Below are 26,325 nucleotides of genomic sequence, written 5' to 3'. Positions count from 1 at the left end.
AAGGAGCATCCGCAATGGGAGAACAATGGCAAACTCTTTATGAGGCGGTCGGCGGAGAGGAAACGATTACGAAACTTGTCGAAGCGTTTTACCGGCGCGTCGCAGCGCATCCGGACTTACGGCCGATTTTCCCCGATGATTTTACAGAAATCGCCCGCAAACAAAAACAATTTTTAACGCAATATTTGGGCGGGCCCCCGCTTTATACTGCCGAGCATGGCCACCCGATGATGCGGGCGCGCCATCTTCGGTTCGAAATTACGCCGAAGCGGGCGGAAGCATGGCTTGCCTGTATGCGGGCGGCGATGGATGAAATCGGCCTGGCCGGGCCGGCGCGCGAACAGTTTTATCATCGCCTTGTGCTCACCGCCCACCATATGGTCAATACCCCGGATCATTTGGACAGAAAGGAGTATTCCCTTGAATAAGAAGTTCGCTGGGAAAACGACGCCGTCTCACGTCCCTTCCCAGCCGTTAGGCAACACGAACAAACCGCTTGAGCTGTACTTATTTATCGATCCTTTATGCCCGGAATGCTGGGGGCTCGAACCCGTCATCAAAAAGCTGAAGATTGAATACGGCCGTTTTTTTACCTTAAGGCATATATTGAGCGGAAAGTGGGCGGCATTAAACACGCGCAAAGGAACCAAACGGGAAGCGATGGCCAGGACGTGGGAATGGACAGCCAATCGTTCCGGCATGTCGTGTGATGGAAACGTCTGGTTGGAGAATCCGATCTCAAGCCCGTTTGCCCCATCCCTCGCCATTAAAGCGGCAGAAATGCAAGGAAAACGGGCCGGCCTTCGTTTTTTGCGCAAATTACAGGAGCAGCTGTTTCTCGAAAAACAAAACGTCGCTGACTTGGCTGTACTGGCGGAATGCGCCGCTGAAGCCGGGCTTGATGTTGATGAATTTCTGCGCGACATGCATTCGCCAGGAGCGGCAAAAGCGTTCCAGTGTGATTTAAAAATCACCTCGGAAATGGATGTCGATGAAACGCCGGCACTCGTGTTGTTTAATGAAAACATTGAAGACGAAGGCATTAAAATTTCCGGATGCTATCCGTATGATATTTACGTCGAACTCATCGCCGAAATGCTTGGCTTCCGCCCCGAGCCGTCCCCTCCCCCTCCGCTCGAGTCATTTTTAAGCCATTTTAAATTTGTCGCCACAAAAGAAGTTGCCGTTGTATACAATTGGACCGTCCAAGAAGCGGAAACAGAAATGAAAAAACTGCAACTGAAGCAAAAAGTAGAGCGGGTACCCGTCAAACACGGAACGTTTTGGCGCTATATCGAAGATGCCCTGTCTTAAGAAAATAGAAAGAAAGAAGAAAGCCCGGCCGATGCCGGGCTTTCTTCTTGTTGTTGTTAAGACAACAAAGGGGATGGGAGAAATTGTTCACGGTCAAACAAAGGGGTATCAGTTTTGTCTTCCGTTCACATCTTTATCTTAACAAACGCCGAAACAAATTGGCAACCTGTTTGCTCGTTTGTTCACATTATTGTCATAATTCGTCCCGCCTTCCCCTCCTGTCATGACGGCATAGACAATGGGCATATATTGAAGTAAAAACAACCGAAAAGGGGCGGGCGTTTTATGAAAAGACGAATGGTCTTATTTCTGTGGGCCGCGGCCGCCATCGCTGCATTTTTTCTCAATCTTTTGGGCCTTATGCAGCTGCTTCCACTTTGGATGACGATGCCGCTCCTATTTTTCTCATGGCTTGGACTGCTGACAGCTTGGAACCGCCGCCATCAATTTAAAGGGTTTCCGTCCAAACGGATGTGGCCATAACGCCACATCCGCTTTATTTTCCAAGCAGGCGCTCCATTTCCGCCAACTTCTCCGCAAACACTTGGCACGCTTGGCGGATCGGCTCAGCGCTCGTCATATCGACGCCGGCTTTTTTCAACACTTCGATCGGGTAATCCGAGCTGCCGGCTTTTAAAAAGTCGATGTACCGTTTCACCGCCGGTTCTCCTTCCTCCAAAATCTGCCTGCTGAGCGCCGTTGCCGCGCTGAAGCCGGTTGCGTATTGGTACACGTAATAGTTGTAATAAAAATGTGGGATACGCGCCCACTCGAGGCCAATTTCCTCATCTACTACCATGTCATCGCCGAAATATTTTTTGTTTAGATCATAATAGAGCGATGTGAGCGTCTTGGCTGTCAGCGCTTCTCCCTCCTGCGCTTTCTGATGAATCAAATGCTCAAACTCGGCAAACATCGTTTGCCGAAAAACGGTGCCGCGGAACCCTTCAAGGTAATGGTTCAGCAAGTATAGCCGTTTTTTCTCATCGTCGATCGTTTTCAGCAAATGATCGTTCAATAAGGCCTCATTGCATGTCGACGCCACTTCAGCAACAAAAATCGAATAGTGGGCGTACGGATACGGCTGTGTTTTACGCGTATAATAGCTATGGACCGAGTGGCCGAACTCATGTACGAGCGTAAACAAGTTGTTTACGTTGTCTTGCCAGTTAAGCAAAATGTACGGATGGGTGCCATACGCCCCCGACGAGTAGGCTCCACTTCGTTTCCCTTTATTTTCGCGTACATCGACCCAGCGATTGTCAAGCCCTTCCTTGACGATCGCCACATATTCCTCGCCAAGCGGCGCCAGCCCGTCAAGCATATATTGCTTCGCTTCGTCGTATGTCACTTCCATTTTTACATCTTGCACAAGCGGAGTATATAAGTCGTACATATGCAGCTCGTCAAGCCCAAGCACGTTTTTACGCAGCCGCACATACCGGTGCAAAAGCGGCAAATGCTCGTGAATCGTGGCGATCAAATTGTCATAGACGCTCTCAGGAATATTGTTCGCATCTAACGCCGCTTCCCGCGCTGAGCTGTAGCGACGGACGCGGGCGAAAAAGTTATCTTTTTTCACTGTGCCCGCAAGCGTGTTGGCAAACGTATTCTGGAACTTCTCGTACGTATGGTACACGGCGCGAAACGCATCACGGCGAACGCGGCGGTCGGTGCTTTCTAAAAAGCGGATAAACCGGCCGTGCGTCACTTCCACCTCTTCCCCGTTTTCGTCACGGATCGTCGGAAAGATGAGGTCAGCGTTGTTTAACGCGCTGAATGTCGATGACGTCGCCTGCATGACCTCGGCGGCCTGCGCCAATAGCGCTTCTTCTTCAGCTGACAAAATGTGCGGGCGTTGGCGCGTGATTTCATCTAACGCATGCGTATACAGGCGGAGCGGTTCGTATTGCTCCAAAAATGAACGCAACACCGCTTCGTCAATGGCTAAAATTTCTGGAACGATAAACGCCATCGCGCTCGACGCTTCGCTATACAACCCTTTTGCCCGGTCGTTGAGCCCTTGGTAAAACGAGTTCGTCGTATCTTGGTCATAGCGCATATGGGCGTATGTATACAGCTTCCCAAGGCGCATCGACACTTCATCTTGGTATTGCAGCGCTTCATACATCACTTCCGGCGATTCGCTAAGCCGGCCTTTGTATTCGCTGAGCTTCGGGATCATCCCTTTCACTTGCTGAAACTCCTGTTCCCAAGCGTCATCGGTCGGGAAAATGTCCTCGAGCCGCCACGTTTCCTCGACAGGTATGTCGCTCCGGGACGGGAGCGACTTCTTTGCCTTATTCTCTTCCACCGTCATAGTCCCTCCTTGAACAATCGGTACATGGATTATTATTCACTATTTTCGCCCTTTTTTCCTGTTTTTTGCTCATTTTTCCCGCCAGTTCCAAACTCAAGCGCCGCCCAATATGGCGCAAGCGCCGGTATCCGGCGAATTTGCTCAAGAAGAGCAGCATCTTGGCGGATGACGTCCTCGACCGTCGCCGGAAACGACAGCGGCTTAGCCAAATAAAGTCCGCTTCCCTCCCCGCGGCGGAGATAGCCGAGCAAACTTAACCAATGCAAATATTCATGGACTGCCTGCCGGTAAGTGTCCGGCCCGGCAAGCGGCAACCGACGTGGTGCAAGCCGCCCGGTGCGGATTTTCTCGTCGATCCACCGGAACAGTGCTGCCAGTGTCATCGGCTTCCCCTCTTGACGAAGGAGCGGCAGAAGGACGTATGTTTGCCAAATGAATGGGGCCGTCTCCCATAAATAGCCGCGCGGAAACGGCCAACCGGCTTCGGTCGGGAACAGTGACGGGGCGATGCCGGCCTGGTAAAAATCAGCGCAAATGCGGCGCATCGCCTTATTCGGATAAAGCGGAAACGTCCGGCGCCATTGTTTTTTTCCTTCAAGCCATTGGTCCCAAAATGTCGGCGGAAGCGGCTGCGGATGGACAGCAGTCAGGGCAGCGAAAGACAATGTGGAAAGGGGATGCGAATCGATGGCGACCAACGTGCGGCGCACCGTCAGCGGCAACGGGCGGGAAAGACGGATGAAACGCTTTGTTTCCGGACTATAGTACCATACATGAGGAACAGCGGAAAGCGGAACGCGGTGGGCAAACAGCCATTGAAACCGGGAGAACGACACTTCATTTGGGCGTTTCGGCGAGCGCCGCAGGTGGTGCGCCCCTAACACCCAAAGCGACCGGATGCCAAGGCGGCGGTAGCCGTTATTGCGTTCACAAAACAGCGATTCCTCAATGGTGGAACATTGGTATTCGAGGGCATACAGATGGGGGCCGTACCGAAATAACACATCGGGGCGCTGTCTGATGGCAGTCAAATACGGTTCAAGCTTCGCTTCAATCCCCTGGCGGACGAGCCAGGCGAACAAATCGCGCTTTCCGGTTAAATGCCGCTCCGACTCTGGTTCATGCTCGAACGGACAGACCGTCCCTTTCCGGTGAGCAAAATGCGGCAAGCGTTGGCGACCGGACCGCAGCACGACTTCTTCCCGACAAGCGGGACAAAAAAATGGTTCACCGTTTCTTAATTGCACAAGCCGCTCCGGGCTCCACCTTTCCGCTCCGGCAAGCGAAATGGGCCGGCCATCGGCTGAGATGGCGACAAACAAGGCAATCCCTCCCTTTCTTTTGTTGCTGTTTTTTCAAAGGCACACCTTTGTCCTCCGTTCGTCTATGGGTTCGGCAAATGCCCTTATGTTTCCTGCCGGCTTAGGCCGCGTCAATGAAAAAAAGCCCGCCGAGCCGGCGGACTTGGATCATATGTGATCAGAAAATGCTCCTACAGCAGCGGTGACAGCAGGCGGGAAACCGATTCAGCGATCCGCACCCGGAATGGACGCTGCTGAAACTGCTCATAGTCGATCAAAGAGGCATGACAGAAATCTTCTAAAAAATCGCCCACAAGTTTGTTGATGCTATCCGTATAGTACAAAAACGCATTCACTTCAAAGTTTAAATGAAAACTGCGCATATCCATGTTCGCTGTGCCGATCGAAGCCAGCTCACCATCGACGACAATCACCTTGCTGTGCAAAAATCCTTTTTCGTACTCGTAAATTTTCACCCCAGCTTCCAACAGCTCCGGAAAGTACGAGCGCGAGGCGTAAAAGACAATTTTTTTGTCCGGGCGTTTCGGCGCGAGCAGGCGGACGTCGATGCCGCTTAGCGCCGCCACTTTCAACGCCGTTAAAATGTCTTCATCCGGCACAAAGTACGGCGAGGCAACCCAAATCGACCGTTTCGCTGACGTAATCATAGCAAAATACAACTGTTTAATCACTTCCCACTTTTGATCGGGGCCGCCGGCGATGAGCTGCACCCCGCCCTGGCCTTCCTCGACAATGAGCGGCGGCGACAAATAGTCCGGCGTCAACAACCGCTCGCCCGTCATATAATACCAGTCTTGCAGGAAAATAAGTTGCAGTGTCCGGACGGCCTCGCCCCGAATCAACAAATGGGTATCACGCCAAAATCCGAAATACTTATCTTTTCCTAAATATTCGTCCCCGATGTTCAGCCCGCCGACAAAACCGACGCCCCCGTCGATGACAATAATTTTCCGATGGTTGCGGAAGTTAATTTGGTTGCTTAATACCGGCAGACGCACCGGCGAGAATGGGATCATTTCGACTCCGGCTGCGCGCAGCTCCTCGATGTAAGCGTTTGATAGTTTCCAACTGCCGACGGCATCATATAAAAAACGGACACACACGCCTTGGCGCGCCTTTTCCATCAAAACACGCTTCAGTTTTTGACCGATTTCGTCATGGCGGACGATATAATATTCTAAGTGGATATGGTGCTCCGCTTTTTCGAGCTCGGCAAAAATCGCCGCAAACGTCTCTTCACCATTGGTCAATACCGCCGTTTGCGATGCCAATGACACAGGGTGCTGGCCGACACGATAGGCAAGATGCAACAGCGGGCGCTGATGGAGCGCTATCGGCAGCCGCTCGATGGCAATCGGCGACGGCTCCTGAAACTTCAACAGCACGGCCGCATCAAATTCGGCCTTTCTTTTAAAGCGACGTTGCTGCCAATAGTTGCGGCCGAATAATAAATAAAACAAAAAGCCAACAATCGGAAAGCTGCCTAACACCGCCAACCAGGCGATCGTCTGCGCCGGCTTCCGGTTTTCAAGCGAAATAACAAACGCAATAAACACAACCGAGCAAGAGATTAGTACACTAAAAATACCGAGAAGCTTTCCTTCCCAATAATCGTGTGTCAAGGCCAGCAGCAGGCCAACGATGCCAGCAAGAATGGCAACTCTTGATGCGTTTCTCAACCAAACCCCTCCAACTGATCATCCTCTTCCCTCTTTATACTGCACTCCGCGGCCAATGGTTTCATCCGCTTTTCTTCCCTTCCCTCTCCCACCATCCTTATTAGATGTTTCCAACAAAGAAAACGCCGATTTCTGGAAGCGAAATCGGCAGAATAGAAACGTTATCGAGTTGGAAAATATTGTTTTATTGTTTCGAGCGCGTTGTCGCCCATGATTTCGGTTCCGTATTCTTCGAGACGGTAAATCGTCAGCTGCGAATCATTTCCGTATTCCAAGAGAAGGCTGAGCATATTGTCGACTTCGTGTTCGGTATATTGTTCGCCAAATTCAACGAACAAATAATAGCGCCCTTCAAACCGGAACAGACGGTTCGACAAGCCGGAAAAGTCAGCGCGATGCGCCAAGGAGATGACGTCTTCAATGTCTTTAAACGAAAGCATAAACTGAAGAACATCTTGTTCTTCCCCGTCTCCAGAAGTATCGTTTCGGCCGAAATGGAAATGGTGACCGAACAGCGATTCAATCTTCTCATCAGCTGACAGCGAAAACTCGCGCCATTTTTCCTCCGGAATCGGCAGCTCCAGCTTGCTTCCGTCTTTAGACAACTGTGCTTTCGTCACCACTACTTCAAGCCCTTTTTCCAACGCCTGCACTTGAATCCAAAGCGGGCCGTCGAGCGAAAAATCGCTTTCACCATGGACCTCATCCATCATTTCCCAGAACAGTTCCTCACTTCGTTCCCGATTGTACCAAATTTCTTCACGGTCAAAACCGCGCTCCTCTATATCAACATACGAAATATAGAACTTCACTGTATGGTCGTTGATGCGTTCAATTTCCATCTTCTCAACTCTCCCTTCTAAACCAAAGAAATAAAAAAGGGAAGGGATCGTTCCCCTAGGCATTCTATTGAAATCAAAACTTATATCTTGTACTTTATATTTTATGACAAAAAGCGAAAGAAGGGAAATAAAAAAACGCGTTTTTAAAAATTGGTTATGAAACCGGCCATGCCCTACTATAATGATGATGAACACGGACGGAATGAGGGACGCCTATGGTGGATGAATATATCGTCTCGATCTTATTAATCATCGGCATCGATGTCATTCTAGGTGGGGACAATGCGGTTGTCATTGCGTTAGCGAGCCGCAACTTGCCGGAACAGAAACGGAACATCGCCATTATCCTCGGTACGGCGTTGGCAATCGCTGTCCGCATTTTCCTAACCGCAGCGGTCGTATGGCTGTTAACCATTCCATTTTTGCAGCTTGCCGGCGGCCTCATCCTCTTTTGGATCGCCTTGAAGCTGATCGGGCAGAAGGACGAAAAACCGGTCGCGATTAAAGCCGAGCCATCGCTTTGGAAAGCCGTCCGCACGATCGTTGTCGCCGATGTTGTCATGGGGATGGACAACGTCATCGCCATCGCCGGAGCAGCCCAAGGGCATACCGGGCTTGTCGTTTTCGGCTTTCTTTGCTCCGTTCCTATCATCATTTTAGGCAGCAAAATCGTCCTTTATGCCATGGAACGGTTTCCGTTTCTAATTTATATCGGCGGCGCCTTATTGGCTTACACTGCCGGAAAAATGATCGCCACTGAAGAGCGGTTGCACCCGTTTTACGATCCGCGCTGGGAACTGCTTTTTCCGGTCGCAGCGGCCATTCTTGCCGTTTTGCTCGGCTTTGCGGCCAACCGTCGGGCGCGCGCCATTCGCTGACTGGCACCGATAAAAAACTTCTACATGGCAGGCCATGTAGAAGTTTTTTTGTCACCCGTTCACTAGCCGCTGCGCTTCGCGGAGCTGATACGCCCGTACCTTGCGCGGCAGAAAGCGGCGGATTTCATCTTCGTTATAACCGACTTGGAGCCGCTTTTCATCAATAATAATCGGCCGACGCAAAATGCCCGGGTTTTTTTGAATAAGCTCGTACAAATCTTGCAGCGGTAAACACTCGAGGTTAATGTTCAGCTTTTGAAACACTTTTGAGCGGGTCGAAATGATTTCATCCGTCCCCGTTTCCGTCATCCGTAAAATCTCTTTAATCTCCTCGACCGTAAGCGGCTCGGAGAAAATATTGCGTTCAACATAAGGAATATCATGCTTCTCGAGCCACGCCTTCGCTTTCCGGCACGACGTGCAGCTCGGTGATGTGTATAGCTTGACCATTTTGATCACTCCTTTTCACAAGGAATCCCTTGCTTTCCCAGCCCGTCGGCTGACGGGCGCATACAGCTATGCCCGCTTTAACAAGCCCGACGGCATAGCGATACGGCCTATGCCACCTGCCGGGCGGCCGGCCGTCTTGTTAATCATTTGCAAATTGAAATGACTTTAACATGATATATTATACAATAAATGAATGAAGAAAGATATAGTTTTTCAACGGATTGATGCAATTTTCTCTGTTCCCCTTCCAATGGGAAGAAAAATCCTCTACAATCAAAGTAGAAGAGAAAAGGGAGGAAAAACAAATGGCCGGCTATTTCGTTGATTTTGCCATTGCTTCAGCATTGATTGTCGGCATCACCGCCTTGATGGGGAGCGTGAGCAACACGATTGGAGAGCGGCTGTTTGGCCGAAACAAGAGAGAAAAGCATGTTGAGGCCTCTCGCCGCATTCAGCAAGGGTGGAATTTCGTCGGGGGAAAAAAATGACGCCCGGAAACGGGCGCATGGCATCACGCCGTCTGCTTCTCCGTTCGTATCAAGCGTCGGTGAAGAGACGGCGCTTTTTCATGCCCGCAGGAGCGGTTCCTTCCTGAACAAGAGCAGAGTTTAGGCATACATCGCCCGGTACCGCTTATACTCTTCCTCCGAACAAAGCACGAAATGGCCCGGTGTAATTTCACGAAATTCGAGCTCTTCCCCGTCTTGATAGCCGTGCTGTGCCGGGTCATAAATGATCCGCTTGCGCGTCCGCTCCGTTTCCGGATCTGGAAGCGGAATCGCGGAGAGCAGTGCTTTCGTATACGGATGGATCGGATTGCGATACAGCTCTTCCGACTCAGCGAGCTCCACCATTTTCCCGAAGTACATGACCCCGATCCGGTCGCTGATGTATTTGACCATCGACAAATCATGGGCGATAAACAAATACGTCAGTCCTTTTTCACGCTGCAACCGTTTCATCAAGTTCACCACTTGTGCTTGAATCGACACATCAAGCGCCGAAATGGGCTCATCGGCGATGATGAATTCCGGTTCGACCGCCAATGCGCGGGCAATGCCGATCCGTTGGCGTTGGCCGCCTGAAAATTCGTGCGGATAGCGGTTCGCGTGCTCGCGGTTCAATCCGACCGTCTCAAGCAGCTCATACACGCGCTGCATCCGCTCCTCTTTTGTTTTCGCCAGTCCATGAATGTCAATGCCTTCCGCAATAATATCCGCGACGGTCATCCGCGGATTGAGCGACGCATACGGATCTTGGAAAATCATTTGCATTTTCCGGTTTAACTCTTTCAGCTCTTTTTTTGATTTTTTTCCATGTACATTAACGCCGTTAAACCGTACTTCCCCATCTGTTGCGTCATACAGCCGGATGATCGTCCTTCCTGTCGTTGACTTGCCGCAACCTGACTCGCCGACAAGGCCGAACGTCTCGCCTTTATAAATATCAAACGTCACCCCGTCGACCGCTTTGACCACTTCACCACGGCCGGCCGGGAAATATTGTTTTAAGTTTTTCACTTCGAGCAGTTTTTGTTTAGCCACGCGGTTTGCCTCCTTTCCGGGCAACGATGTCAGCGAACTGTTTCATCCGCTCGCGCACAACGGCCGGCGGTTCCACGTTTGGCGCCATCTCGTGCAAAAGCCATGTCGCCGCATAATGCGTATCCGACACTTGAAACATTGGCGGCTCAAGCTCATAGTCGATTTTTAACGCATACGGGTTGCGCGGCGCAAACGCATCGCCTTTTGGAGGATTTAGCAAATCCGGCGGCGAGCCCGGAATCGAATACAGTTCCGTATCTTTATGGTCAAGGCTCGGCATCGAGGCGAGCAGCCCCCATGTGTACGGATGTTTCGGGTTGTAAAAAATCTCATCGACCGTCCCGATCTCTACGATTTTACCGGCGTACATGACCGCAACCCGGTCAGCCATGTTGGCAACAACCCCTAAGTCGTGGGTAATGAAAATAATCGACATACCTAGCTTTTTCTGAATGTCTTTCATCAGCTCCAAAATTTGCGCCTGAATCGTCACATCAAGTGCCGTCGTCGGTTCGTCGGCGATCAAAATTTTCGGGTTGCACGCCAACGCAATCGCAATGACAACACGCTGACGCATCCCGCCGGAAAATTGATGCGGATATTGCTTCATGCGCAGCTCGGCATTTTTAATGCCGACGAGTTGCAACAGTTCAATCGCCCGTTTGCGCGCCTCGTCTTTCGACAATTTTTGGTGTTTCAAGATCGCCTCCGTAATTTGCTTCCCGATCGTCATCGTCGGGTTGAGCGATGTCATCGGATCTTGGAAAATCATCGAAATTTTCGCGCCGCGGATCGACTGCATCTCGTTTTCCGGCAACTTCGTCAAGTCTTTTCCTTCAAACAAAATTTCTCCTTGTTTAATGCGGCTTGGCGGTGTCGGCAGCAGGCGCATAAGCGCTTTTGACGTCACCGATTTCCCAGAGCCCGACTCACCGACAATCGCCAGCGTCTCCCCTTTATACAAATCAAAGGTGACACCGCGGACTGCCTGCACTTCACCAGCATGAATATCAAAGGAGATGTGCAAATCGTTCACCTGTAAAATTTTTTCCACCGTCTTCACCCCTTCCGTCCGTTATTTGCGCATTTTCGGGTCGAGCGCATCGCGCAGCCCGTCAGCCAACAGGTTAAAGCTTAAAATAAGCAAGCTGATGACAATCGACGGGATAATGATCAAATGCGGATACGTTTGAATCGATTTATACCCCTCATTCACGAGCGAGCCGAGCGATGCTTCCGGCGGACGGATGCCCAGACCGATAAAGCTCAAAAACGCCTCGGTAAAAATGGCCGCTGGAATGGTGAACATCGTCGTAATGATAATCGGCCCCATAACGTTTGGAATCAAATGTTTAAAGATGAGCCGGGAATTCGATGCCCCAAGCGTCCGCGCTGCCAACACGTACTCCATGTTTTTCAGTTTTAAGATTTGTCCGCGTACAATACGCGCCATCGTCGTCCAGCCGGTGATGACCATCGCCAGCGTAATCGAAATAATCCCAGGTTCGAAAATTAAAATAAATAAAATGACGACGATCAAATACGGAATGCCGTTTAAAATTTCGATGATGCGCTGCATGACATTGTCGACGCGGCCGCCATAGTAGCCGGAAATACCCCCGTAAGCAATGCCGATAAACAAGTCAATCAAAGCAGCTAACAAACCGATATAAAGGGAAATGCGCGTCCCGTACCACGTTCTTACCCATAAGTCGCGGCCCAAGTCGTCGGTGCCAAACCAATAGTACTCTTTCACGCCGCGCTCTTTATATACATCGACGCCATTTGGATCTTTTCCATCCAAGTTAAGCCAACTAATATTCTCTAACACAGGGACTTTCGGAGGCAATTTTGCATGGCTTAAGTTTTGATCTTTATAAGAGCGCTCGCTTGCCATCGGTGCAAAAATCGCTAATAAAGCCAAAATGACAATCATAATCAGCCCGACGATCGCCGCCTTATTTTCACGCAGGCGAAGCCACGCGTCATGCCAAAACGTTAAGCTTGGGCGGTTGATTTTTTCTTGCTCACCGACATTTGGCGGGGCGGGCTGGAACCATTCCGGTGAAAGCTGATCGTATTGTTGTTTCGCCATCATTTTTTCCCTCCCGCTAAACGGATGCGTGGGTCAACAATTCCGTAAAGAATGTCCACAATAAAGATGACAAAGATCAATAACGCCGAATAAAACAACGTCGTCCCCATAATGACCGGATAGTCATTTAGCTCGATCGAGCGGACAAATTGCTCCCCAAGACCTGGAACGGCAAAAATTTTCTCAATAACCAGCGTCCCCGTCATTAAGTTGACCGCCATCGGACCGAGGATTGTGATCACCGGGATGAGCGAGTTGCGAATGGCGTGTCTCGTAATGACGTTGGCGTTGCTGATCCCTTTCGCCCGAGCGGTTAAAATGTAGTCAGAGCTTAGCACTTCAAGCATTTCCGTCCGCATAAAGCGGGCGATGTTGGCAATAACGCCGGCAGATAACGCCAACGTCGGCATAATCGTGTACGTAACCCCTTCCCAAAACGCGACCGGCAGCCATTGCAGCTTGACACCGATAAAATATTGCAAAAACCCGGCCAACACAAACGAAGGGACGGAAATCCCAATGACCGCGATTACCGTAGCTACATAATCGCCCCAACCGTTGTGACGGATCGCTGCAAAAATACCAAGCAACAAGCCGACAAGCGTGCCGAAAACGATCGCCTGGAACCCAAGCTGGGCCGACGGACCGATCCGGTCGCCGATCAACTCCGTCACCGGACGGTTGTCGTATTGGAACGAGACACCTAAGTCGCCTTGCAGCAAGTTGCCTAAATATTGCACATATTGAACCGGCACAGGCTTATCAAGCCCGTACTCTTTTAAAATAAGCTCCTTCTGCTCCGGCGTCAATTTTTCTTGGTTTTGCAACGGCGATCCCGGCAACAGTTTCATTAAAAAGAATGTGACGGTGGCAATAACCAGCAGCGTAATCACCATATACACGAGTCGCTGGATCGTATACCGTACCATGGCGCACCTCCTCTTTTTCATTGAACATAACAATATTTTAATCTTTTATCTTTTTCGACATTTTTCGCCTTGGCAGGCAAAAGGAGAGTATATGCCCTTGCATATACTCTCCCCGGCACTTCATGCAAAACGTTTACTCAATATATGCCCATTTGTAGCTGTAGTCACCGCCGAACGGATGTGAAACAATGTCTTTCACATACTCGCGTTGCAAATATGCAGTCCCGCGCTGATAGAGCGGGGCAAACGGCATTTCTTCAAAGACGATTTTTTCCGCTTGCAACATCGCATCCCAACGGGCTTGCAAATCGCCAAGCAGCGTCGTTTTCGCCTCTTGAATCAACTTGTCATACTCGGCATTGGACCAACCCGTTTGGTTGTGCGGATTATTGGTCGTCCACAAGTCAAGGAACGTCATCGGGTCTTGATAGTCCGGGCCCCAACCGGAGAACGACAAATCGTACTGCATTTTGCTTTCGAGCTCAAGCTTTTGCGCAAACGGCTGTTGTTTAATGTTAACCGTCAAGCCCGGCAAGTTTTGCTCGAGCTGTGCTTTAATATACTCGCCAATTTTTTTCGAGCTGTCGCTGTCATAGTTCAACAGCTCAATCGTGAATTGATCTTTGCCAAGTTCTTTTTTCGCTTGCTCCCATAATTTTTTCGCTTCATCCACGTTGTACGACACTAAGTCGCCATTCGCATCACGGAAGTCTTTCCCGTCCGGGCCGACAACAAACTCTTTCGGAACGGTAAAGTTCGCGACGATCGAACCGTTGTTGAGGAGCGTATCCACCATCGCTTGTCTGTCAATCGCCATCGCGATCGCTTTGCGCACGTTCACATTGTTCAACGGTTCTTTTTTCGTGTTCATGCGCAGCCAGAAAAGGGACGGTTCCAGTTCTGTGCTGAAGTTTTTATCATTTTTGTACTTGTCAACGAACTCCGCCGTCAAGCCGACGCGGTCAACTTGCTTTGTTTCATACAAGTTGACAGCCGTTGCCGTGTCTTTGACGACTTTGACGTTGATTTTTTCCAGCTTCACTGTATCTTTGTCCCAGTAATTCGGGTTTTTCTCATAAGTCCAGCCTTGTTCATGTTTCCATTCGCTCAAGACGAACGGGCCGTTGTACAGCGTCGTGTTCGCTTCCAGACCGTATTTGTCGCCTTGTGCTTTTACGAATTTCTCGTTTTGCGGCATAAACGTGCCGAATACGGTCAGGCTGATGAAATACGGAATCGGGTTTTTCAGCTCGACTTGAAGCGTGTAATCGTCAAGCGCTTTGACGCCGAGTTGGTCAACCGGCAATTTGCCGGTGTTGACTTCTTCTGCGTTTTTAATGTCGTACATAATGTACGCATACTCAGCCTTCGTTTTCGGATCGAGCACGCGCTTCCAAGCGAATACGAAGTCGTGCGCCGTCACCGGGTCGCCGTTGGACCATTTGGCATCCTGGCGGAGTTTGAACGTATACGTTTTGCCGTCCTCGCTCACTTCATAGCTTTCCGCCACCCCAGGGACCGGTTTGTTGTCTTTCCCTAAACGGTACAGCCCCTCCATGACGTTGTTCAAGACGATAAACGATACTTGGTCGGTAGCGAGCGCCGAGTCAAGAGACGGAATTTCCGAAGAATCAAGCAAGTTCAATACTTGCTCTTTTTTCTCCGCCGGCTTCTCGCCGCCTTCGCCGCCTTGGGCGTTGTCATCCCCGCCGCCGCATGCTGCCAAAAACGTCGACAGCGCCAGAAGCAGAACGAGGAAGAAAGAAAATCGCTTCTTCACTTAAAAACCCCCCTTGAGTTTATGTAGTGTATTACAAATCTTCTGAACTATTAGGTTTCAGAAGATTGTACTTACATGCCCTATTATATCCTGTATTAGTATATTTGAAAAGAATTTTTTTATTTTATTAAATAAAAAATTTTCGAATTACTTGCAAATTACCAGGAAGATCGGCTTGTATTTACATCTGCATTGTAACGATTTTCAACGCTAATGTAAATAAAAAATTTCTGTAAACATATTAGAAAACGCTTACAATATAATTTTTTTCCTTCCCCCACCGGTTCTAAAGCAAATTATTCCTTCACTTCCAAAATGGTGGTATATTTTTTAATATAACTTTGTTAATAATTTTAACAACCTTTTCACATAGTCGTTTTATGGTACAATAAAAGCGGCAATCAGAAAGGCAGGAGAAACGAGATGAAACAGATCGCTGTTCGAACCGGATGGCTCATCGTTGCGATGTTGACAACAAGCGCGCTGATCGTTTTCCGGCAAGGGACATGGACGGCGGTTTCCTTCATTAACGCCGCATTTTTGCTTTCTCTTGTTCCGCTGTCGCTCGGCGGGCTTTTATTCGTCTACGAGCGCGGGTTTTTCAACGGATTTGCTTACGGATTTCGCCGGCTGCGCAAAAGAGGGACGAAAGCGGAAAGCTATGTGGAGGAAATAGCGGGGGAGCATGAGGCAGACGAGCCCACCGGTCCGGTGCGGTTCGCTATAACGTATCCGCTCCTTTTTTCCGGCCTGCTTCTTTTTCTCGCGATGATCGCTGCCGGGTATGCAGTACAATGAGGTTGCAAAGACGGGGAGTTTCTCCTATAATAAAGAAACAAATATCGAGAAAGTGATGAGAAAGAAGAGTACATATGGCGACGCCCTCAGAGAGCTTGTGGGCGGTGCGAACAAGCGGCTAGCCATATGGAATGGGCTTTCGAGCTTCCGGCCGAACCCGCAGGCAAGTAGGCTGGGACGTCCTCCCCGCGTTATCGGGGCGCCATGAATTTCGCATGGGTTGAGCGATTGCGCTTTAGCGCAGTAACTAGGGTGGCACCGCGGTCCTACCGTCCCTACCAAAGAGGGAAGTAGGGCTTTTTTCATTTTTCGTAAAGGAGTGAAAAGTGGTGAAAACGATTTTTTCCGGCATCCAGCCGAGCGGTGTGATTACACTCGGCAACTACATCGGTGCAATGCGGCAGTTTGTCGAACTGCAGCATGAGTACAACTGCTACTTTTGCATTGTCGATCAACATGCCATTACCGTTCCGCAAGACCCGAACGAACTGCAACAAAACATCCGCCGCCTCGCCGCCTTGTATTTGGCGGTCGGTCTCGATCCAATGAAGGCGACGCTGTTCATTCAATCGGAGGTGCCGGCGCACGCCCAGGCGGCTTGGATGCTGCAGTGCATTGTGTATATCGGCGAGCTTGAGCGGATGACGCAGTTTAAAGACAAATCGGCCGGAAAAGAGGCGGTCAGCGCCGGGCTGCTCACCTACCCACCGCTTATGGCGGCTGACATTTTGCTTTACAACGCGGATATCGTCCCGGTCGGCGAAGACCAAAAGCAGCATATCGAGCTGACGCGCGATTTGGCCGAGCGCTTCAACAAGCGGTATGGCGAACTGTTCACGATTCCAGAAGCGCGCATCCCCAAAATCGGCGCCCGCATTATGTCCCTTGCCGATCCGACGAAAAAAATGAGCAAATCCGACCCGAACCCAAAGGCGTTTATTACGCTGCTTGATGATGCCAAAACGATCGAAAAGAAAATTAAAAGCGCCGTCACCGATTCGGAAGGAACGATCCGCTATGATAAGGAAGCGAAACCGGGCATTTCGAACTTGCTCAACATTTATTCGATTTTATCGGGGCAACCGATTGACGAGCTCGAGCGACAATATGAAGGGAAAGGGTATGGTGTCTTTAAGGCCGATTTGGCCCACGTGGTCATTCAAGCGCTCGAACCGATCCAAGAGCGATATTACCATTGGCTCGAAAGCGAAGAGCTTGACCGGGTTTTGGACGACGGAGCGGAAAAAGCAAACCGCATCGCTTCGGAAATGGTGCGCAAAATGGAGCAGGCCATGGGGCTTGGGCGGCGGCGGTGAACATCCATATGACGCAGCCATACAAAAACGGGCGGGCGCAGGGCGCCTCCGCCCGTTGTTTAATTCACTTTCGGCTCTTGCTCCGTTTCCCAAAGCTTTTCAAAAAACGGCTGGCCTTTAATTAAGTTTTCGCACAGCTGCTCATGGCGTTTTGACCAGCCTTGTTTTGTTTCTTCATACAGCCGTTCCCACGCTTCCTCAAACGACATTTTTTGAATGTCCGCATACTTTTCCGGCGCCCACTCCGTATACCAATAGCGTACTTCCGCGCCATTTTTCGTCGAATACAGCTGATCGAGCGCCATGAACAACAATTGTTTCAGCTGCCGCTCCTTGCGCGTCAGCCCGCACATCAACTCCGGCGCCGGCGATAAAATATGGTATTCTTTTTCATGCTTGGGCAGCGGATATGGTTGTTCGTCTGCCTCGGCTGCCATTTCATAAACGAGCTGCTCTTGCCGCGGAATGAGGCGGCTTTTGCGAATCGGAATGTGGTAGCCGATCGTATCGACAGCCAAAATGCCGGCCCCATCGGTCACGATGAAACAATAGTCGAGTTGGATGCGTTCATGATTTTTGCGGACATACGCTTTTTGATAAACGTCGTCTAAAAGCGGTTTCGGAAGGTCGGACAAACTGTTTTCAATATATTGGAACAGAGCCGGGGACACTTTTAACAGCGGCACTTGGTCGAGCAGCTCGATTTGATCGTCTTTGCGCCATTCATGAAAATGGCAGACGTTGTATCCGTTCTCTTCGCCCTCAAACCAGTTCACCCAAATGTCGTGCAGGTAAAGCATGTGATACCCCTCACTTCCAGACGTGTTTGTCCATCAGTATAGGCAGAGGGGCAGAATTTTATTCCATTTCGCCCTCTTTTCCCCACTATGAACCACGGTCTGGAAATGACAAACTCCCCCACATGAACAGCAGACCGAGCGGCAATAAATAACATTCTGCTCTCGTCGCAATATAAACCATATACTCGCTGAAGCCGCGTTCCGGGGTAATAATGTTTAAATAGGCGATTACCATCATACCTCCGACGACCGAAAAACCGAAGCCGACCAAATAAAAAAACAGGCGGACCATCGGGCTTCCCTTCCTTCTTGTCCACTTCCTTGCTCTACATATATGTCGGCTTTGTGGACAACATGACAATTCGTTTGCCGCCCAATGAATCCCCCTGCTTATTCAATGGCGTCAAAACCGGCTAAGGCAGCGATTTGTTTCGCTTCCATCGCCATCAGTTTGGTCAACGAATGCCCGCTCTCAAGGCAGCGGCGGACGATGGCATAGCCGACCGCATAGCCGACCATATTCGGATACCAACCAAGCCCATACAAAAGCCGGGTGCTAAGCGGATGTGAGGCGTCCATATCTTGGTTTGGGGCGATATAGCGGCGCCAAAAACGCCTCAGTTCCCGATCCGTATAGTACCCCGTCCAGTCCGCGCACTGTCCGGCGCCGACCGTCTCAGCCACCGCATGTTCCGCCAGCCCTTCCATAATCACCGCATCCAACAGTGTCGCCTCTTTGCCGTCAATCGGCAGCATTTGCAGACGGCACACGTGATTGTATTCGTGTGCCACGAGCGCAGCAATCTCACCGTCGCGATGTTCGGGCAGCAAAAAGAAAAACAGCTTATCGGCAAACGCCACCCCGCCTTTTCCGTGAAACTCGCGCGCAAGCTTCCGGTTTTCATCATCGGCCGGCAGCAAAAATACCGGAACGTCCGGCCCGTTCCACCTCTCCCGCTGCCGGTCATACTGGCGGCCGGCCCGCTCCCAAAGACGCTGCGCCTTCATATCCGGCAGCATCCGGACAGCTTGCCGGGCGCTCCGGTACATGCCATACCGACACAAGTATTTATGAATGTCGTGCGCTGACGCATCGCCAAAAAATGGGACAAACCGTGCGCATAGCCGAAGCGGGTCGCCCCGATCTTGTTCGAGCCACTGGTCAGTTGGGAATAATCCCATTTCCTCCCCTCCTTCCCTCTTACATTATGTCAGCAAAGGAGAGACGGTGAACAACGAGCGGCTCGCCGCAAAGCGCCATTCAAAAGAGGGTCTCGCTTTGAACGAACCGGCGATCGTTAGTGATGCCTAACGGTTTCCGTTTCGTTCAACCAAGACCCTCATTTTCGTCCGTCACATATATTTTTTGAAGATTAATGTTGCATTATGGCCGCCAAAACCAAACGAATTGCTCAACACCGCGCGTACGTCCCGCTTGCGCGCTTCATTCGGCACATAGTCCAAGTCGCATTCCGGATCCGGCGTTTCGTAGTTGATCGTCGGCGGAATGACACCATCGCGAATCGCCAACGCCGAGAAAATGGCTTCCACCGCACCGGTCGCGCCAAGCAGGTGGCCGGTCATTGACTTCGTCGAGCTGATGGCAAGCTTATACGCATGATCGCCGAACACTTCCTTAATGGCAATCGTCTCGTACTTATCATTGTACTCCGTGCTTGTGCCGTGGGCGTTAATGTAGTCAATGTCCTCCGGTTGTAAGCCGGCGTCTTGCAGCGCCTGGCGCATCGCCCGCACGCCTCCTTCGCCGCCTGGCGCCGGTGCTGTAATATGGTAAGCATCCGCAGTGGCACCGTAGCCGACAATTTCGGCATAAATCGTCGCCCCCCGGCGCAGCGCATGTTCCAACTCTTCAAGAACGACGATGCCTGCCCCTTCCCCCATGACAAACCCGTCGCGGTTTTTATCAAACGGACGGCTCGCCGTTTTCGGATCTGGATTCGTCGAGAGCGCCGTGTTCGCACAAAAGCCGGCAAACGACATTTTGGTGATCGGCGCTTCAGCTCCACCGGTGATCATGACATCGGCATCGCCGCGCTGAATGACCTTAAACGCGTCGCCGATCGAATTGGCCCCGGTCGCGCAAGCGGTGACCGTGCATGAATTGATTCCTTTCGCCCCAAGGATAATCGATACTTGCCCGGCCGCCATATCCGGAATCATCATCGGCACGAAAAACGGGCTCACTCGGCGGTAGCCGCGCTGTTGGAAAATTTCAAACTGCTGTTCAAACGTCTCCATCCCGCCGATGCCAGAGCCGATCCAGACGCCGACCCGCTCGGCGTTTTGTTCGTTGATTTCCAGCTTGGCATCTTTCACCGCCATGAGCGCCGCCGCTACGGCGTATTGCGTAAACCGGTCCATCTTTCTCGCTTCACGACGGTCCATAAACGACGCCGGGTCGAAACCTTTGACTTCCGCCGCCACTTTCGCTGGAAAATCATCCGGATTGACACGAGTGACAGTATCGATACCGGATTGGCCTGCAATGATGTTTTTCCACGTCGTTTCGACGTCATTGCCGAGCGGGGTGACGGCCCCCATCCCGGTCACGACAACTCGTCTTCTTTCCATCGTTTCCGTCTCTCCTTTATCCAAAATGTACAAGCCGTTAGCGGCCCCAGCGCAAAGCAATCGCGCCCCATGTCAGTCCGCCGCCGAATCCGACCATGATGATGACGTCATCGTCTTTAATTTTGCCCGCTTCGATTTCCTCGGCGAGCGAAATCGGAATGGACGCTGCTGACGTATTGCCGTATCGGGCAATCGTTTTTGACATTTTCTCTTCCGGCAGTTCCAGCCGCTGTCTGGCCGCCTCCATAATACGAATGTTCGCCTGGTGAGGAATCAAAAAGTCAACATCATTTTTCGACAGACCGGCTTTTTCAAGCACACGCAAGCTTGATTCCCCCATTTGCCGGACAGCGAACTTAAATACTTCCCGGCCGTTCATGATGATATATTCGTCTTGATATAAATGTTTTCCTCCCGTTCCATCAGCACCTAATTCAAAGGATAAAATGCCGCGCCCCGGCGACACCGGCCCCATGACGACCGCTCCGGCGCCATCGCCAAACAGCACCGCTGTATTTCGGTCGGTCCAGTCAATAATTTTTGATAGTTTTTCTGCGCCCACTACCAATATATACTTATATGCGCCGTTGTCAATGAACTGGCTCGCTGTCACGACCCCATACATAAACCCGGCGCAGGCAGCGCTAATGTCCAACGCTGCGGCATTGACAGCGCCGAGCCGCTCCTGCAACATGCAGGCGACAGACGGAAACGGGCGATCCGGAGTAACGGTAGCAACCAAAATCAAATCAATGTCTTTCGCGGAAATGCCGGCATCAGCGAGCGCCCTCTCAGCAGCAACATACGCCATGTCAGACGTATCGACATCATCCGGAGCGATGCGTCGCTCCTCAATCCCGGTGCGCGTCCGAATCCATTCGTCTGATGTGTCCATCACTTTTTCTAAGTCAGCGTTTGTCACCACTTTTTCCGGCGCATAGTAACCAACGCCAATGATTCCTGCTCCCATACCATTCATCTCCTTTTTCCTCTCAAAATAACCGAAAAACCTCGCAAATACAGCATAATTCCAATGTACAATCAGTCCACATAACCAATTATTATTACTTGGTACTAATTTTAACGAAAAGTGCTCGTATGCGCAATAGAAAAGCGGAGATCCCCGTGAAGCAAAATGAAGGAAATTCGTTGCCTTCTCCGTACTTAAAGGCATTTGTCCAAACCGTTTTTCCTTTCCGCTCATACAATGCAACTAAAAGATGGTACGAAAGGGAGGACATCGCATGGCGAACAACCGACGACCAGAACAGCGCCGCGAGCAGCGTGACCGCTTCTCCCGCCTCATGTTCGGCCCCTTTCCTCCACGGCAGGCCGACCGGCAGGAAGAGCGAGAGGAAACGGAGCCGCTCCCGCTGCCAAACATTGATTTTATGAAACTGTTTGAAAATGTCGGTGTACTGACAGACTCCTTGCAACAGTTAAAACCGCTTGTCAAAAAAATCTCTTCACTCGTCGATCTCATGAAAAAATAGCAGACGCAACACCGCGATGCGTCTGCCTTCGTTGTTTACGGGAGCTCGTTGTACTGGCGGAAAAATTGTCCGATTTGCACCGCCAGCTGTCGTCGTCTTTCCGGTAAATGGTATACGACGCGCACCCGGTCATTCATTGTTTTCATCCATTGCTCGTATTTGCGGCTGTGCAGTGCGGATGGATACCCACTCACGCCGGCGAGCTGCCAAATCGTCACCGGAACATCATGAGGGCTGAGAAAAAGGGACGGAACAGCCCCCGGCACCTCCTCTTCCTTCATTTCGTAGGCAAGCGCGATTTCTTTCACCATCCGTCGATACATTAACGGGTGTTCCCGTTCATGACTGAGCTGGGCGCGTACATCAAGGCAAGGGTTGAGCATGGCGACGGCACGGATTTGCCCCGGCATGGCGCCAAGCAGCTGTAAAGCGACGAGTGCGCCCATTCCTTCAGCAACAATATAAATGCGCTGGTTGACAATTTCGCTTTTCAGTACGGAGTAGATAAGCTGGCGCGCCAGCCGGACTGCCTTCGGACTTCCCCAATGCCGGCCGTACAAGTGGGAGGAAAATACCGTATACCCTTGTTCAAGCCAATCGTCCAGCCACTGGCGCCGCCCCGGATGCTCGAGCCAAAAACTCGTTTGTTCGTTCACAAACTGGTCACCGTCGCCGATTAAAAAAAGGGCAAACCCGTTCGGGCGCTCCGGCACGTGAACGATGCACCATTGCCCATCAAGTTGGAAAAACCGTCGTTGTCCTGCCATCGTTTCCATTCACCCTTGTTTGGCGATACAGAATTGTACAGTATACGATATGCCGGGCAGAAAAAAACGTCCGGGTATATGCCTAAATGAACAAATTGTGATAAGATAAGAAAAGGAATGATGCGAAGATAGGGGGAAACAAGATGCGCCTGTTTTGGACGTTTTTCTGGACGTTTTTGCTCGTGCAAATGGCGACGTACGTCATGGGCTCGATGCAAGGCATCGGCTACGATTTTGCGACCGGCGCCTTGCTTGGCGTCATCGTCACCATTTTGATCGTCGTTGTCGCGGCTTTGATTCCGGACGAGCCGGCCGGGCATCATCACCATTAATCAGTACAAGCAACGCCTTGGAGGAAACCTCCAAGGCGTTGCTTTTTGCAGCTGTCTATACGGTTTCACCGTCCGCCTCGGCCGGCGCTTCCCGTTCTTTTTCCAGCCATACAATAAGGCCGGGCAGCAGCATCCCGCGAATCAAAAACGTATCAAGCAAAATGCCAATGGCGACAAGAAAACCAAACACAAACAACAGTTGTACAGGCTGGGTCATCAGCACGGCGAACGTCGCCGCCAAAATGAGGCCAGCCGAAGAAATGACGCCGCCGGTATGAGCCACCGCCTGTTTCACCGCTTCATGAAGCGAATGCGTTCTCCACTCCTCTTGGAAACGGGAGATGAGCATAATATTGTAGTCAATGCCGAGCGCCACTAAAAATACAAACGCATAAATCGGCACACGGTCGCTGACAGCGCCGATGCCAAACAGCCAATCGGCCAGCCAAATTCCAACCCCGAGCGCGGCCGCAAACGAAACGAGAATCGTCGCCATCATATACATGGACCGCTTCACCGATCGTGTCAGCCCAATGAGCAGCAAAAGAATCAAGAGCGTTTCCAATGAAACAATCACGATCATATCGCGTTTGTTCAACGCCCGTTCATCCACTTTCGCCGCTGTTTCCCCGGCAAAATAAAGGCGACCGTCAAGCCCGCTTTGTTTGACGATCGTTTCCTTCCGGTCAATGATCTGTTCCATCGCATCGATCGTTTTGACATCGTACGGGCTTTCGCGAAACGTAAGCGTAAAAGTGGCAACGCGGCCCTCATCGGCCGTACCGGTCGGGCGCACTTCGCTGACGAGCGGCTGTTTTTCGAGCTGATTTTGCAGCTGTTCCAGCTGTTGCGGCGTCACCTTAGCCTTTCCTTCAAACAAAACGGTAGTCGGCGCCAGCTCTCCTTTGGCAAAATGCTGTTCCAACAATTCATATCCTTGGCGCGACGGCATATCGTCTGGAAACGATTTGATCAGATCATACTCATACCGAAGAGCGGTCGTATGGCCCGCCATCACGACAAGAAGCAAGCCGATCAAGGCGACCGTCAGGAGCGGCTTTTCGACAACAAAGCGGCCGATTTTCTGCCAAAATCCGCTTGTCCCTTTTTCATCACTCTCGCCGGCGCGCGGGATGTTCGGCCAAAACGCTTTGCGGCCAAACAGCGTAAACAACGCCGGGAGCAATGTGACCGAAGCGATCATAATAACGGCCATCGCCAACGCAAACGTCGGAGCGAAATTCCGGTAATCGCCGATTTTCGCAAAAAACAAGACAAGCATAGCCTCCAGCACCGTGCCTCCAGAGAAAAACACCGGCAGCCCCGTCTCACGCATCGCCCATTTCATCGCTTGCCATTTGTTCTCGTGCCGCTTCAACTCTTCACGATAACGGGAAAAGATGAACAACGAATAATCAGTGATCGCGGCAAACAGCAAAATCGACATAATCGAAACCGTCTGTTTCGATATGACCAGCCCGGCTTTGCCCAGCACCCCAAGCAGCTGCATAACCACTCCGTAAACCAACCCGGCCGCCACAAGCGGGATCAACGCCAACAGCGGCGAACGGTAAATGACGATCAATAGCACGAGAATCAACCCGACTGTCGACAACATAAGCACCATATCAGCGCGGGAAAACAACGCCAGCGTATCAGCCGCAATACCGGCCGGTCCTGTGATATAGATCGCCACATCGCTTTCCTTTTTGACCCATTTGCGAATCTCGTCGTTCACCGTTTGGATGTCCTTAGATTCCATCGTTGCCCGGTAGACAGCCGGAACAACGATTGTTTTCCCATCTTCCGAAACGAAACCGGCCATCGCTTGCGGCGGAAGCGAAGCAACCGGAACAACTTGTTCCAATGCATCACGATGCGTTTGTTCAATATGACCGACCAAACGTTGCAATTCATCTTTGGCAATCGGGCGGTCATCTGAATGAAAGACAAAAATAGCCGGAACACCGTCGCTCGTTGAAGCATACTGATCCGCCTTTTTCGCCGCCACCATCGATTGCGCCTCGTCTGGAAGCGTTTCTATGCTTGACACTTCATACTCTTTGGCGCTCGGCGCTACAGCCCCCAGTATAGCAACGGCCGCAAGCCAAATGATCAACGTCCACCCCGTTCCTTTTTTCGTTGCCACCCGGTCGGTCAACACATGCAGCCATCGATTCATCACGATCCCCCATTTTTCCTGAATTGCCGAAAGTGACACTTATGTAACTTTCAGCACATTCTTATCATAATGGGGAAGTGACACTACTGTCAATTTCCATTCATCACCCCATACATGATGATCTCCTTAATGCTTTCCGCCCATTGGTCAAGCGAAATGCCAGGAAAATGAGGGACCGTCACCGATTGAAAAATATACGCAAGAACGATCCGGTTGGGAAGGTGCGGTTTCATTTTGCCTTCTTGTTTCCCCCGCTCCACCAGTTGGTCAAGCTCTTCGTACATCCGCTCATGAAACTGCTCAAGGCGCGCCTTATTCGCCCGCACAACCGGAGTCGTATCCGGGACGCGCCTTCCGATCGCGATCATCTGATGAAGATCGTCATGGTACAAAATCAAGTCAAGCAAAAAGCGAAACTGTTCGTCAAACGTCGGATAGTCATGAATATGAACAAGTTTGGCAAACACTTGCTCCATTTCGTCCACCATATACGCCGTAATAACCTCTTCTTTGTTCTCAAAATGTTTATAAATGGCCGTTCTTGACACACCAAGCCGTTCCGCTAACAGCCCAAAGGTAAACCCTTCATAGCCGTGTTCAAGGAGAAGTTGTTTTGTCTGTTGAAACAATTCGTTCAATGAAAATTTCCGTTCGCGCGCCACTTGATCGCCTCCCCTTTTTCACCTTGTACCAGTACAGACATTTTCGCACTCATTATACATCTGCTTTGAGAAAAAAGAAAAAGGCGCCTGCGAAAGGCAAGGCGCTTTTGACCAAGACGACGGATCGCACACGGATGAGGCAGCCTAAGCTGTGGCCCCTTTTTGCCAACGATATCGATCGTGCGTCATGACCGGACAAAAACAAGCCGTTTTGTTCTCGCTCATGCGCC

Annotated in this window: 27 protein-coding genes and 1 other annotated feature; of the genes, 9 read left to right on the top strand and 18 right to left on the bottom strand. The window is 50.9% G+C overall.

Features of this window, described 5'->3' with window-relative positions; translation table 11 throughout:
* Positions 1-14: 14 nt before the first annotated feature.
* The 3 genes from M493_RS03820 to M493_RS03810 all read left to right on the top strand — a co-directional run bounded on the left by M493_RS03820 (position 15) and on the right by M493_RS03810 (position 1,797).
* A complete protein-coding gene (locus M493_RS03820) occupies positions 15-428 on the top strand; it encodes a globin (RefSeq protein ID WP_020958960.1) in 414 nt (137 codons plus the stop codon).
* Positions 421-1,314 carry a ClpXP adapter protein SpxH gene (spxH, locus tag M493_RS03815; protein WP_020958959.1) on the top strand — a complete coding sequence of 298 codons (894 nt, stop codon included), beginning with the start codon at positions 421-423 and terminating at the stop codon, positions 1,312-1,314. The genes M493_RS03820 and spxH overlap by 8 nt, the downstream gene beginning before the upstream one ends.
* A 285-nt stretch (positions 1,315-1,599) precedes the next feature.
* Positions 1,600-1,797, top strand: coding sequence for a hypothetical protein (locus M493_RS03810; RefSeq protein ID WP_020958958.1), 198 nt, complete (start codon positions 1,600-1,602; stop codon positions 1,795-1,797).
* Between the two features lie 13 nt (positions 1,798-1,810).
* Here the strand turns inward: M493_RS03810 and pepF are convergent, their stop codons facing one another.
* From pepF to mecA, 4 genes are all read right to left on the bottom strand, one after another.
* Entirely contained in the window at positions 1,811-3,634 is a 1,824-nt protein-coding gene (gene pepF, locus M493_RS03805; RefSeq protein WP_020958957.1) for an oligoendopeptidase F, read from the bottom strand.
* Between the two features lie 32 nt (positions 3,635-3,666).
* Positions 3,667-4,956, bottom strand: a complete 1,290-nt coding sequence (locus M493_RS03800; RefSeq protein ID WP_020958956.1) for a competence protein CoiA — start codon at positions 4,954-4,956, stop codon at positions 3,667-3,669.
* Positions 4,957-5,126: 170 nt separating this feature from the next.
* Entirely contained in the window at positions 5,127-6,635 is a 1,509-nt protein-coding gene (cls, locus tag M493_RS03795; protein WP_020958955.1) for a cardiolipin synthase, read from the bottom strand.
* A gap of 161 nt (positions 6,636-6,796) precedes the next feature.
* The gene (mecA, locus tag M493_RS03790) at positions 6,797-7,477 is read right to left on the bottom strand and encodes an adaptor protein MecA (RefSeq protein ID WP_020958954.1); all 681 of its coding nucleotides are present in this window, start codon (positions 7,475-7,477) and stop codon (positions 6,797-6,799) included.
* 215 nt (positions 7,478-7,692) lie between these two features.
* On the opposite strand from mecA, the gene M493_RS03785 reads away from it, so the two are divergent.
* Positions 7,693-8,355, top strand: coding sequence for a TerC family protein (locus M493_RS03785; RefSeq protein ID WP_020958953.1), 663 nt, complete (start codon positions 7,693-7,695; stop codon positions 8,353-8,355).
* Positions 8,356-8,406: 51 nt separating this feature from the next.
* Here the strand turns inward: M493_RS03785 and spxA are convergent, their stop codons facing one another.
* Entirely contained in the window at positions 8,407-8,805 is a 399-nt protein-coding gene (gene spxA, locus M493_RS03780; RefSeq protein ID WP_020958952.1) for a transcriptional regulator SpxA, read from the bottom strand.
* A gap of 305 nt (positions 8,806-9,110) precedes the next feature.
* Between spxA and M493_RS03775 the strand changes: the two genes are divergently transcribed.
* Entirely contained in the window at positions 9,111-9,293 is a 183-nt protein-coding gene (locus M493_RS03775; RefSeq protein ID WP_020958951.1) for a hypothetical protein, read from the top strand.
* Positions 9,294-9,413: 120 nt separating this feature from the next.
* Here M493_RS03775 and M493_RS03770 read toward each other — a convergent pair whose 3' ends face one another.
* The 5 genes from M493_RS03770 to M493_RS03750 form a co-directional block, all read right to left on the bottom strand.
* Complete coding sequence (locus tag M493_RS03770) at positions 9,414-10,349, bottom strand: ABC transporter ATP-binding protein (RefSeq protein ID WP_020958950.1); 936 nt, start codon at positions 10,347-10,349, stop codon at positions 9,414-9,416.
* On the bottom strand, positions 10,342-11,403 hold the full coding sequence (locus M493_RS03765) for an ABC transporter ATP-binding protein (protein WP_020958949.1): 1,062 nt from the start codon (positions 11,401-11,403) through the stop codon (positions 10,342-10,344). The genes M493_RS03770 and M493_RS03765 overlap by 8 nt, the downstream gene beginning before the upstream one ends.
* A gap of 21 nt (positions 11,404-11,424) precedes the next feature.
* Positions 11,425-12,447: an oligopeptide ABC transporter permease gene (opp3C, locus tag M493_RS03760; RefSeq protein WP_023817511.1), complete on the bottom strand. Its 1,023-nt coding sequence runs from the start codon at positions 12,445-12,447 to the stop codon at positions 11,425-11,427.
* Positions 12,444-13,373, bottom strand: coding sequence for an oligopeptide ABC transporter permease (gene opp3b / locus M493_RS03755; protein ID WP_020958947.1), 930 nt, complete (start codon positions 13,371-13,373; stop codon positions 12,444-12,446). Before opp3b ends, opp3C begins: the two co-directional genes overlap by 4 nt.
* A gap of 133 nt (positions 13,374-13,506) precedes the next feature.
* Entirely contained in the window at positions 13,507-15,153 is a 1,647-nt protein-coding gene (locus M493_RS03750; protein WP_020958946.1) for a peptide ABC transporter substrate-binding protein, read from the bottom strand.
* 423 nt (positions 15,154-15,576) lie between these two features.
* On the opposite strand from M493_RS03750, the gene M493_RS03745 reads away from it, so the two are divergent.
* Together M493_RS03745 and trpS are read left to right on the top strand one after the other, a co-directional pair.
* On the top strand, positions 15,577-15,951 hold the full coding sequence (locus M493_RS03745; protein WP_020958945.1) for a DUF3899 domain-containing protein: 375 nt from the start codon (positions 15,577-15,579) through the stop codon (positions 15,949-15,951).
* A 46-nt stretch (positions 15,952-15,997) separates the two neighbouring features.
* Positions 15,998-16,231: a binding site (T-box leader), on the top strand.
* A gap of 46 nt (positions 16,232-16,277) precedes the next feature.
* The gene (gene trpS / locus M493_RS03740) at positions 16,278-17,267 is read left to right on the top strand and encodes a tryptophan--tRNA ligase (protein ID WP_023817507.1); all 990 of its coding nucleotides are present in this window, start codon (positions 16,278-16,280) and stop codon (positions 17,265-17,267) included.
* 59 nt (positions 17,268-17,326) lie between these two features.
* Here trpS and M493_RS03735 read toward each other — a convergent pair whose 3' ends face one another.
* The 5 genes from M493_RS03735 to M493_RS03715 form a co-directional block, all read right to left on the bottom strand.
* The gene (locus M493_RS03735; RefSeq protein WP_020958943.1) at positions 17,327-18,067 is read right to left on the bottom strand and encodes a YjbA family protein; all 741 of its coding nucleotides are present in this window, start codon (positions 18,065-18,067) and stop codon (positions 17,327-17,329) included.
* 85 nt (positions 18,068-18,152) lie between these two features.
* Positions 18,153-18,359, bottom strand: a complete 207-nt coding sequence (locus M493_RS03730) for a hypothetical protein (RefSeq protein WP_020958942.1) — start codon at positions 18,357-18,359, stop codon at positions 18,153-18,155.
* Positions 18,360-18,457: 98 nt separating this feature from the next.
* Complete coding sequence (locus M493_RS03725; RefSeq protein WP_020958941.1) at positions 18,458-19,249, bottom strand: DUF2268 domain-containing protein; 792 nt, start codon at positions 19,247-19,249, stop codon at positions 18,458-18,460.
* A 171-nt stretch (positions 19,250-19,420) separates the two neighbouring features.
* Entirely contained in the window at positions 19,421-20,659 is a 1,239-nt protein-coding gene (gene fabF / locus M493_RS03720) for a beta-ketoacyl-ACP synthase II (RefSeq protein ID WP_041267847.1), read from the bottom strand.
* Between the two features lie 37 nt (positions 20,660-20,696).
* The gene (locus M493_RS03715; RefSeq protein ID WP_020958939.1) at positions 20,697-21,629 is read right to left on the bottom strand and encodes a beta-ketoacyl-ACP synthase III; all 933 of its coding nucleotides are present in this window, start codon (positions 21,627-21,629) and stop codon (positions 20,697-20,699) included.
* A gap of 274 nt (positions 21,630-21,903) precedes the next feature.
* Here M493_RS03715 and M493_RS03710 point away from each other — a divergent pair, with 274 nt between their 5' ends.
* Positions 21,904-22,152, top strand: a complete 249-nt coding sequence (locus M493_RS03710) for a hypothetical protein (protein ID WP_020958938.1) — start codon at positions 21,904-21,906, stop codon at positions 22,150-22,152.
* Between the two features lie 35 nt (positions 22,153-22,187).
* On the opposite strand, the gene M493_RS03705 is transcribed toward M493_RS03710, so the two are convergent.
* Positions 22,188-22,928: an alpha/beta hydrolase gene (locus M493_RS03705; protein ID WP_020958937.1), complete on the bottom strand. Its 741-nt coding sequence runs from the start codon at positions 22,926-22,928 to the stop codon at positions 22,188-22,190.
* A gap of 134 nt (positions 22,929-23,062) precedes the next feature.
* Between M493_RS03705 and M493_RS03700 the strand changes: the two genes are divergently transcribed.
* Positions 23,063-23,251 carry a YjzD family protein gene (locus tag M493_RS03700; protein ID WP_020958936.1) on the top strand — a complete coding sequence of 63 codons (189 nt, stop codon included), beginning with the start codon at positions 23,063-23,065 and terminating at the stop codon, positions 23,249-23,251.
* Between the two features lie 55 nt (positions 23,252-23,306).
* On the opposite strand, the gene M493_RS03695 is transcribed toward M493_RS03700, so the two are convergent.
* Positions 23,307-25,433 (bottom strand): MMPL family transporter, encoded by a 2,127-nt coding sequence (locus M493_RS03695; protein ID WP_020958935.1) that lies wholly within the window; start codon positions 25,431-25,433, stop codon positions 23,307-23,309.
* Between the two features lie 89 nt (positions 25,434-25,522).
* Positions 25,523-26,095 carry a TetR/AcrR family transcriptional regulator gene (locus M493_RS03690; RefSeq protein ID WP_020958934.1) on the bottom strand — a complete coding sequence of 191 codons (573 nt, stop codon included), beginning with the start codon at positions 26,093-26,095 and terminating at the stop codon, positions 25,523-25,525.
* Positions 26,096-26,325: the final 230 nt, after the last annotated feature.

Origin of the sequence: Geobacillus genomosp. 3, assembly GCF_000445995.2 — a bacterium.
GTDB lineage: Bacteria > Bacillota > Bacilli > Bacillales > Anoxybacillaceae > Geobacillus.
The sequence above is the reverse complement of the archived record's forward strand: the minus strand, read 5'-3'. Positions and strand labels throughout refer to the sequence as shown.

Excerpts from the sequence above, each read along its gene's own strand:
- M493_RS03785 (WP_020958953.1), top strand. The coding sequence starts at position 7,693 with ATGGTGGATGAATATATCGTCTCGATCTTATTAATCATCGGCATCGAT.
- spxA (WP_020958952.1), bottom strand. The coding sequence starts at position 8,805 with ATGGTCAAGCTATACACATCACCGAGCTGCACGTCGTGCCGGAAAGCG.
- pepF (WP_020958957.1), bottom strand. The coding sequence starts at position 3,634 with ATGACGGTGGAAGAGAATAAGGCAAAGAAGTCGCTCCCGTCCCGGAGC.
- M493_RS03725 (WP_020958941.1), bottom strand. The coding sequence starts at position 19,249 with ATGGGATTATTCCCAACTGACCAGTGGCTCGAACAAGATCGGGGCGAC.
- M493_RS03730 (WP_020958942.1), bottom strand. The coding sequence starts at position 18,359 with ATGGTCCGCCTGTTTTTTTATTTGGTCGGCTTCGGTTTTTCGGTCGTC.
- M493_RS03810 (WP_020958958.1), top strand. The coding sequence starts at position 1,600 with ATGAAAAGACGAATGGTCTTATTTCTGTGGGCCGCGGCCGCCATCGCT.
- mecA (WP_020958954.1), bottom strand. The coding sequence starts at position 7,477 with ATGGAAATTGAACGCATCAACGACCATACAGTGAAGTTCTATATTTCG.
- M493_RS03820 (WP_020958960.1), top strand. The coding sequence starts at position 15 with ATGGGAGAACAATGGCAAACTCTTTATGAGGCGGTCGGCGGAGAGGAA.
- M493_RS03745 (WP_020958945.1), top strand. The coding sequence starts at position 15,577 with ATGAAACAGATCGCTGTTCGAACCGGATGGCTCATCGTTGCGATGTTG.
- M493_RS03705 (WP_020958937.1), bottom strand. The coding sequence starts at position 22,928 with ATGGAAACGATGGCAGGACAACGACGGTTTTTCCAACTTGATGGGCAA.
- M493_RS03735 (WP_020958943.1), bottom strand. The coding sequence starts at position 18,067 with ATGCTTTACCTGCACGACATTTGGGTGAACTGGTTTGAGGGCGAAGAG.
- M493_RS03700 (WP_020958936.1), top strand. The coding sequence starts at position 23,063 with ATGCGCCTGTTTTGGACGTTTTTCTGGACGTTTTTGCTCGTGCAAATG.
- M493_RS03775 (WP_020958951.1), top strand. The coding sequence starts at position 9,111 with ATGGCCGGCTATTTCGTTGATTTTGCCATTGCTTCAGCATTGATTGTC.
- M493_RS03715 (WP_020958939.1), bottom strand. The coding sequence starts at position 21,629 with ATGGGAGCAGGAATCATTGGCGTTGGTTACTATGCGCCGGAAAAAGTG.
- fabF (WP_041267847.1), bottom strand. The coding sequence starts at position 20,659 with ATGGAAAGAAGACGAGTTGTCGTGACCGGGATGGGGGCCGTCACCCCG.
- opp3b (WP_020958947.1), bottom strand. The coding sequence starts at position 13,373 with ATGGTACGGTATACGATCCAGCGACTCGTGTATATGGTGATTACGCTG.
- M493_RS03710 (WP_020958938.1), top strand. The coding sequence starts at position 21,904 with ATGGCGAACAACCGACGACCAGAACAGCGCCGCGAGCAGCGTGACCGC.
- M493_RS03695 (WP_020958935.1), bottom strand. The coding sequence starts at position 25,433 with ATGAATCGATGGCTGCATGTGTTGACCGACCGGGTGGCAACGAAAAAA.
- opp3C (WP_023817511.1), bottom strand. The coding sequence starts at position 12,447 with ATGATGGCGAAACAACAATACGATCAGCTTTCACCGGAATGGTTCCAG.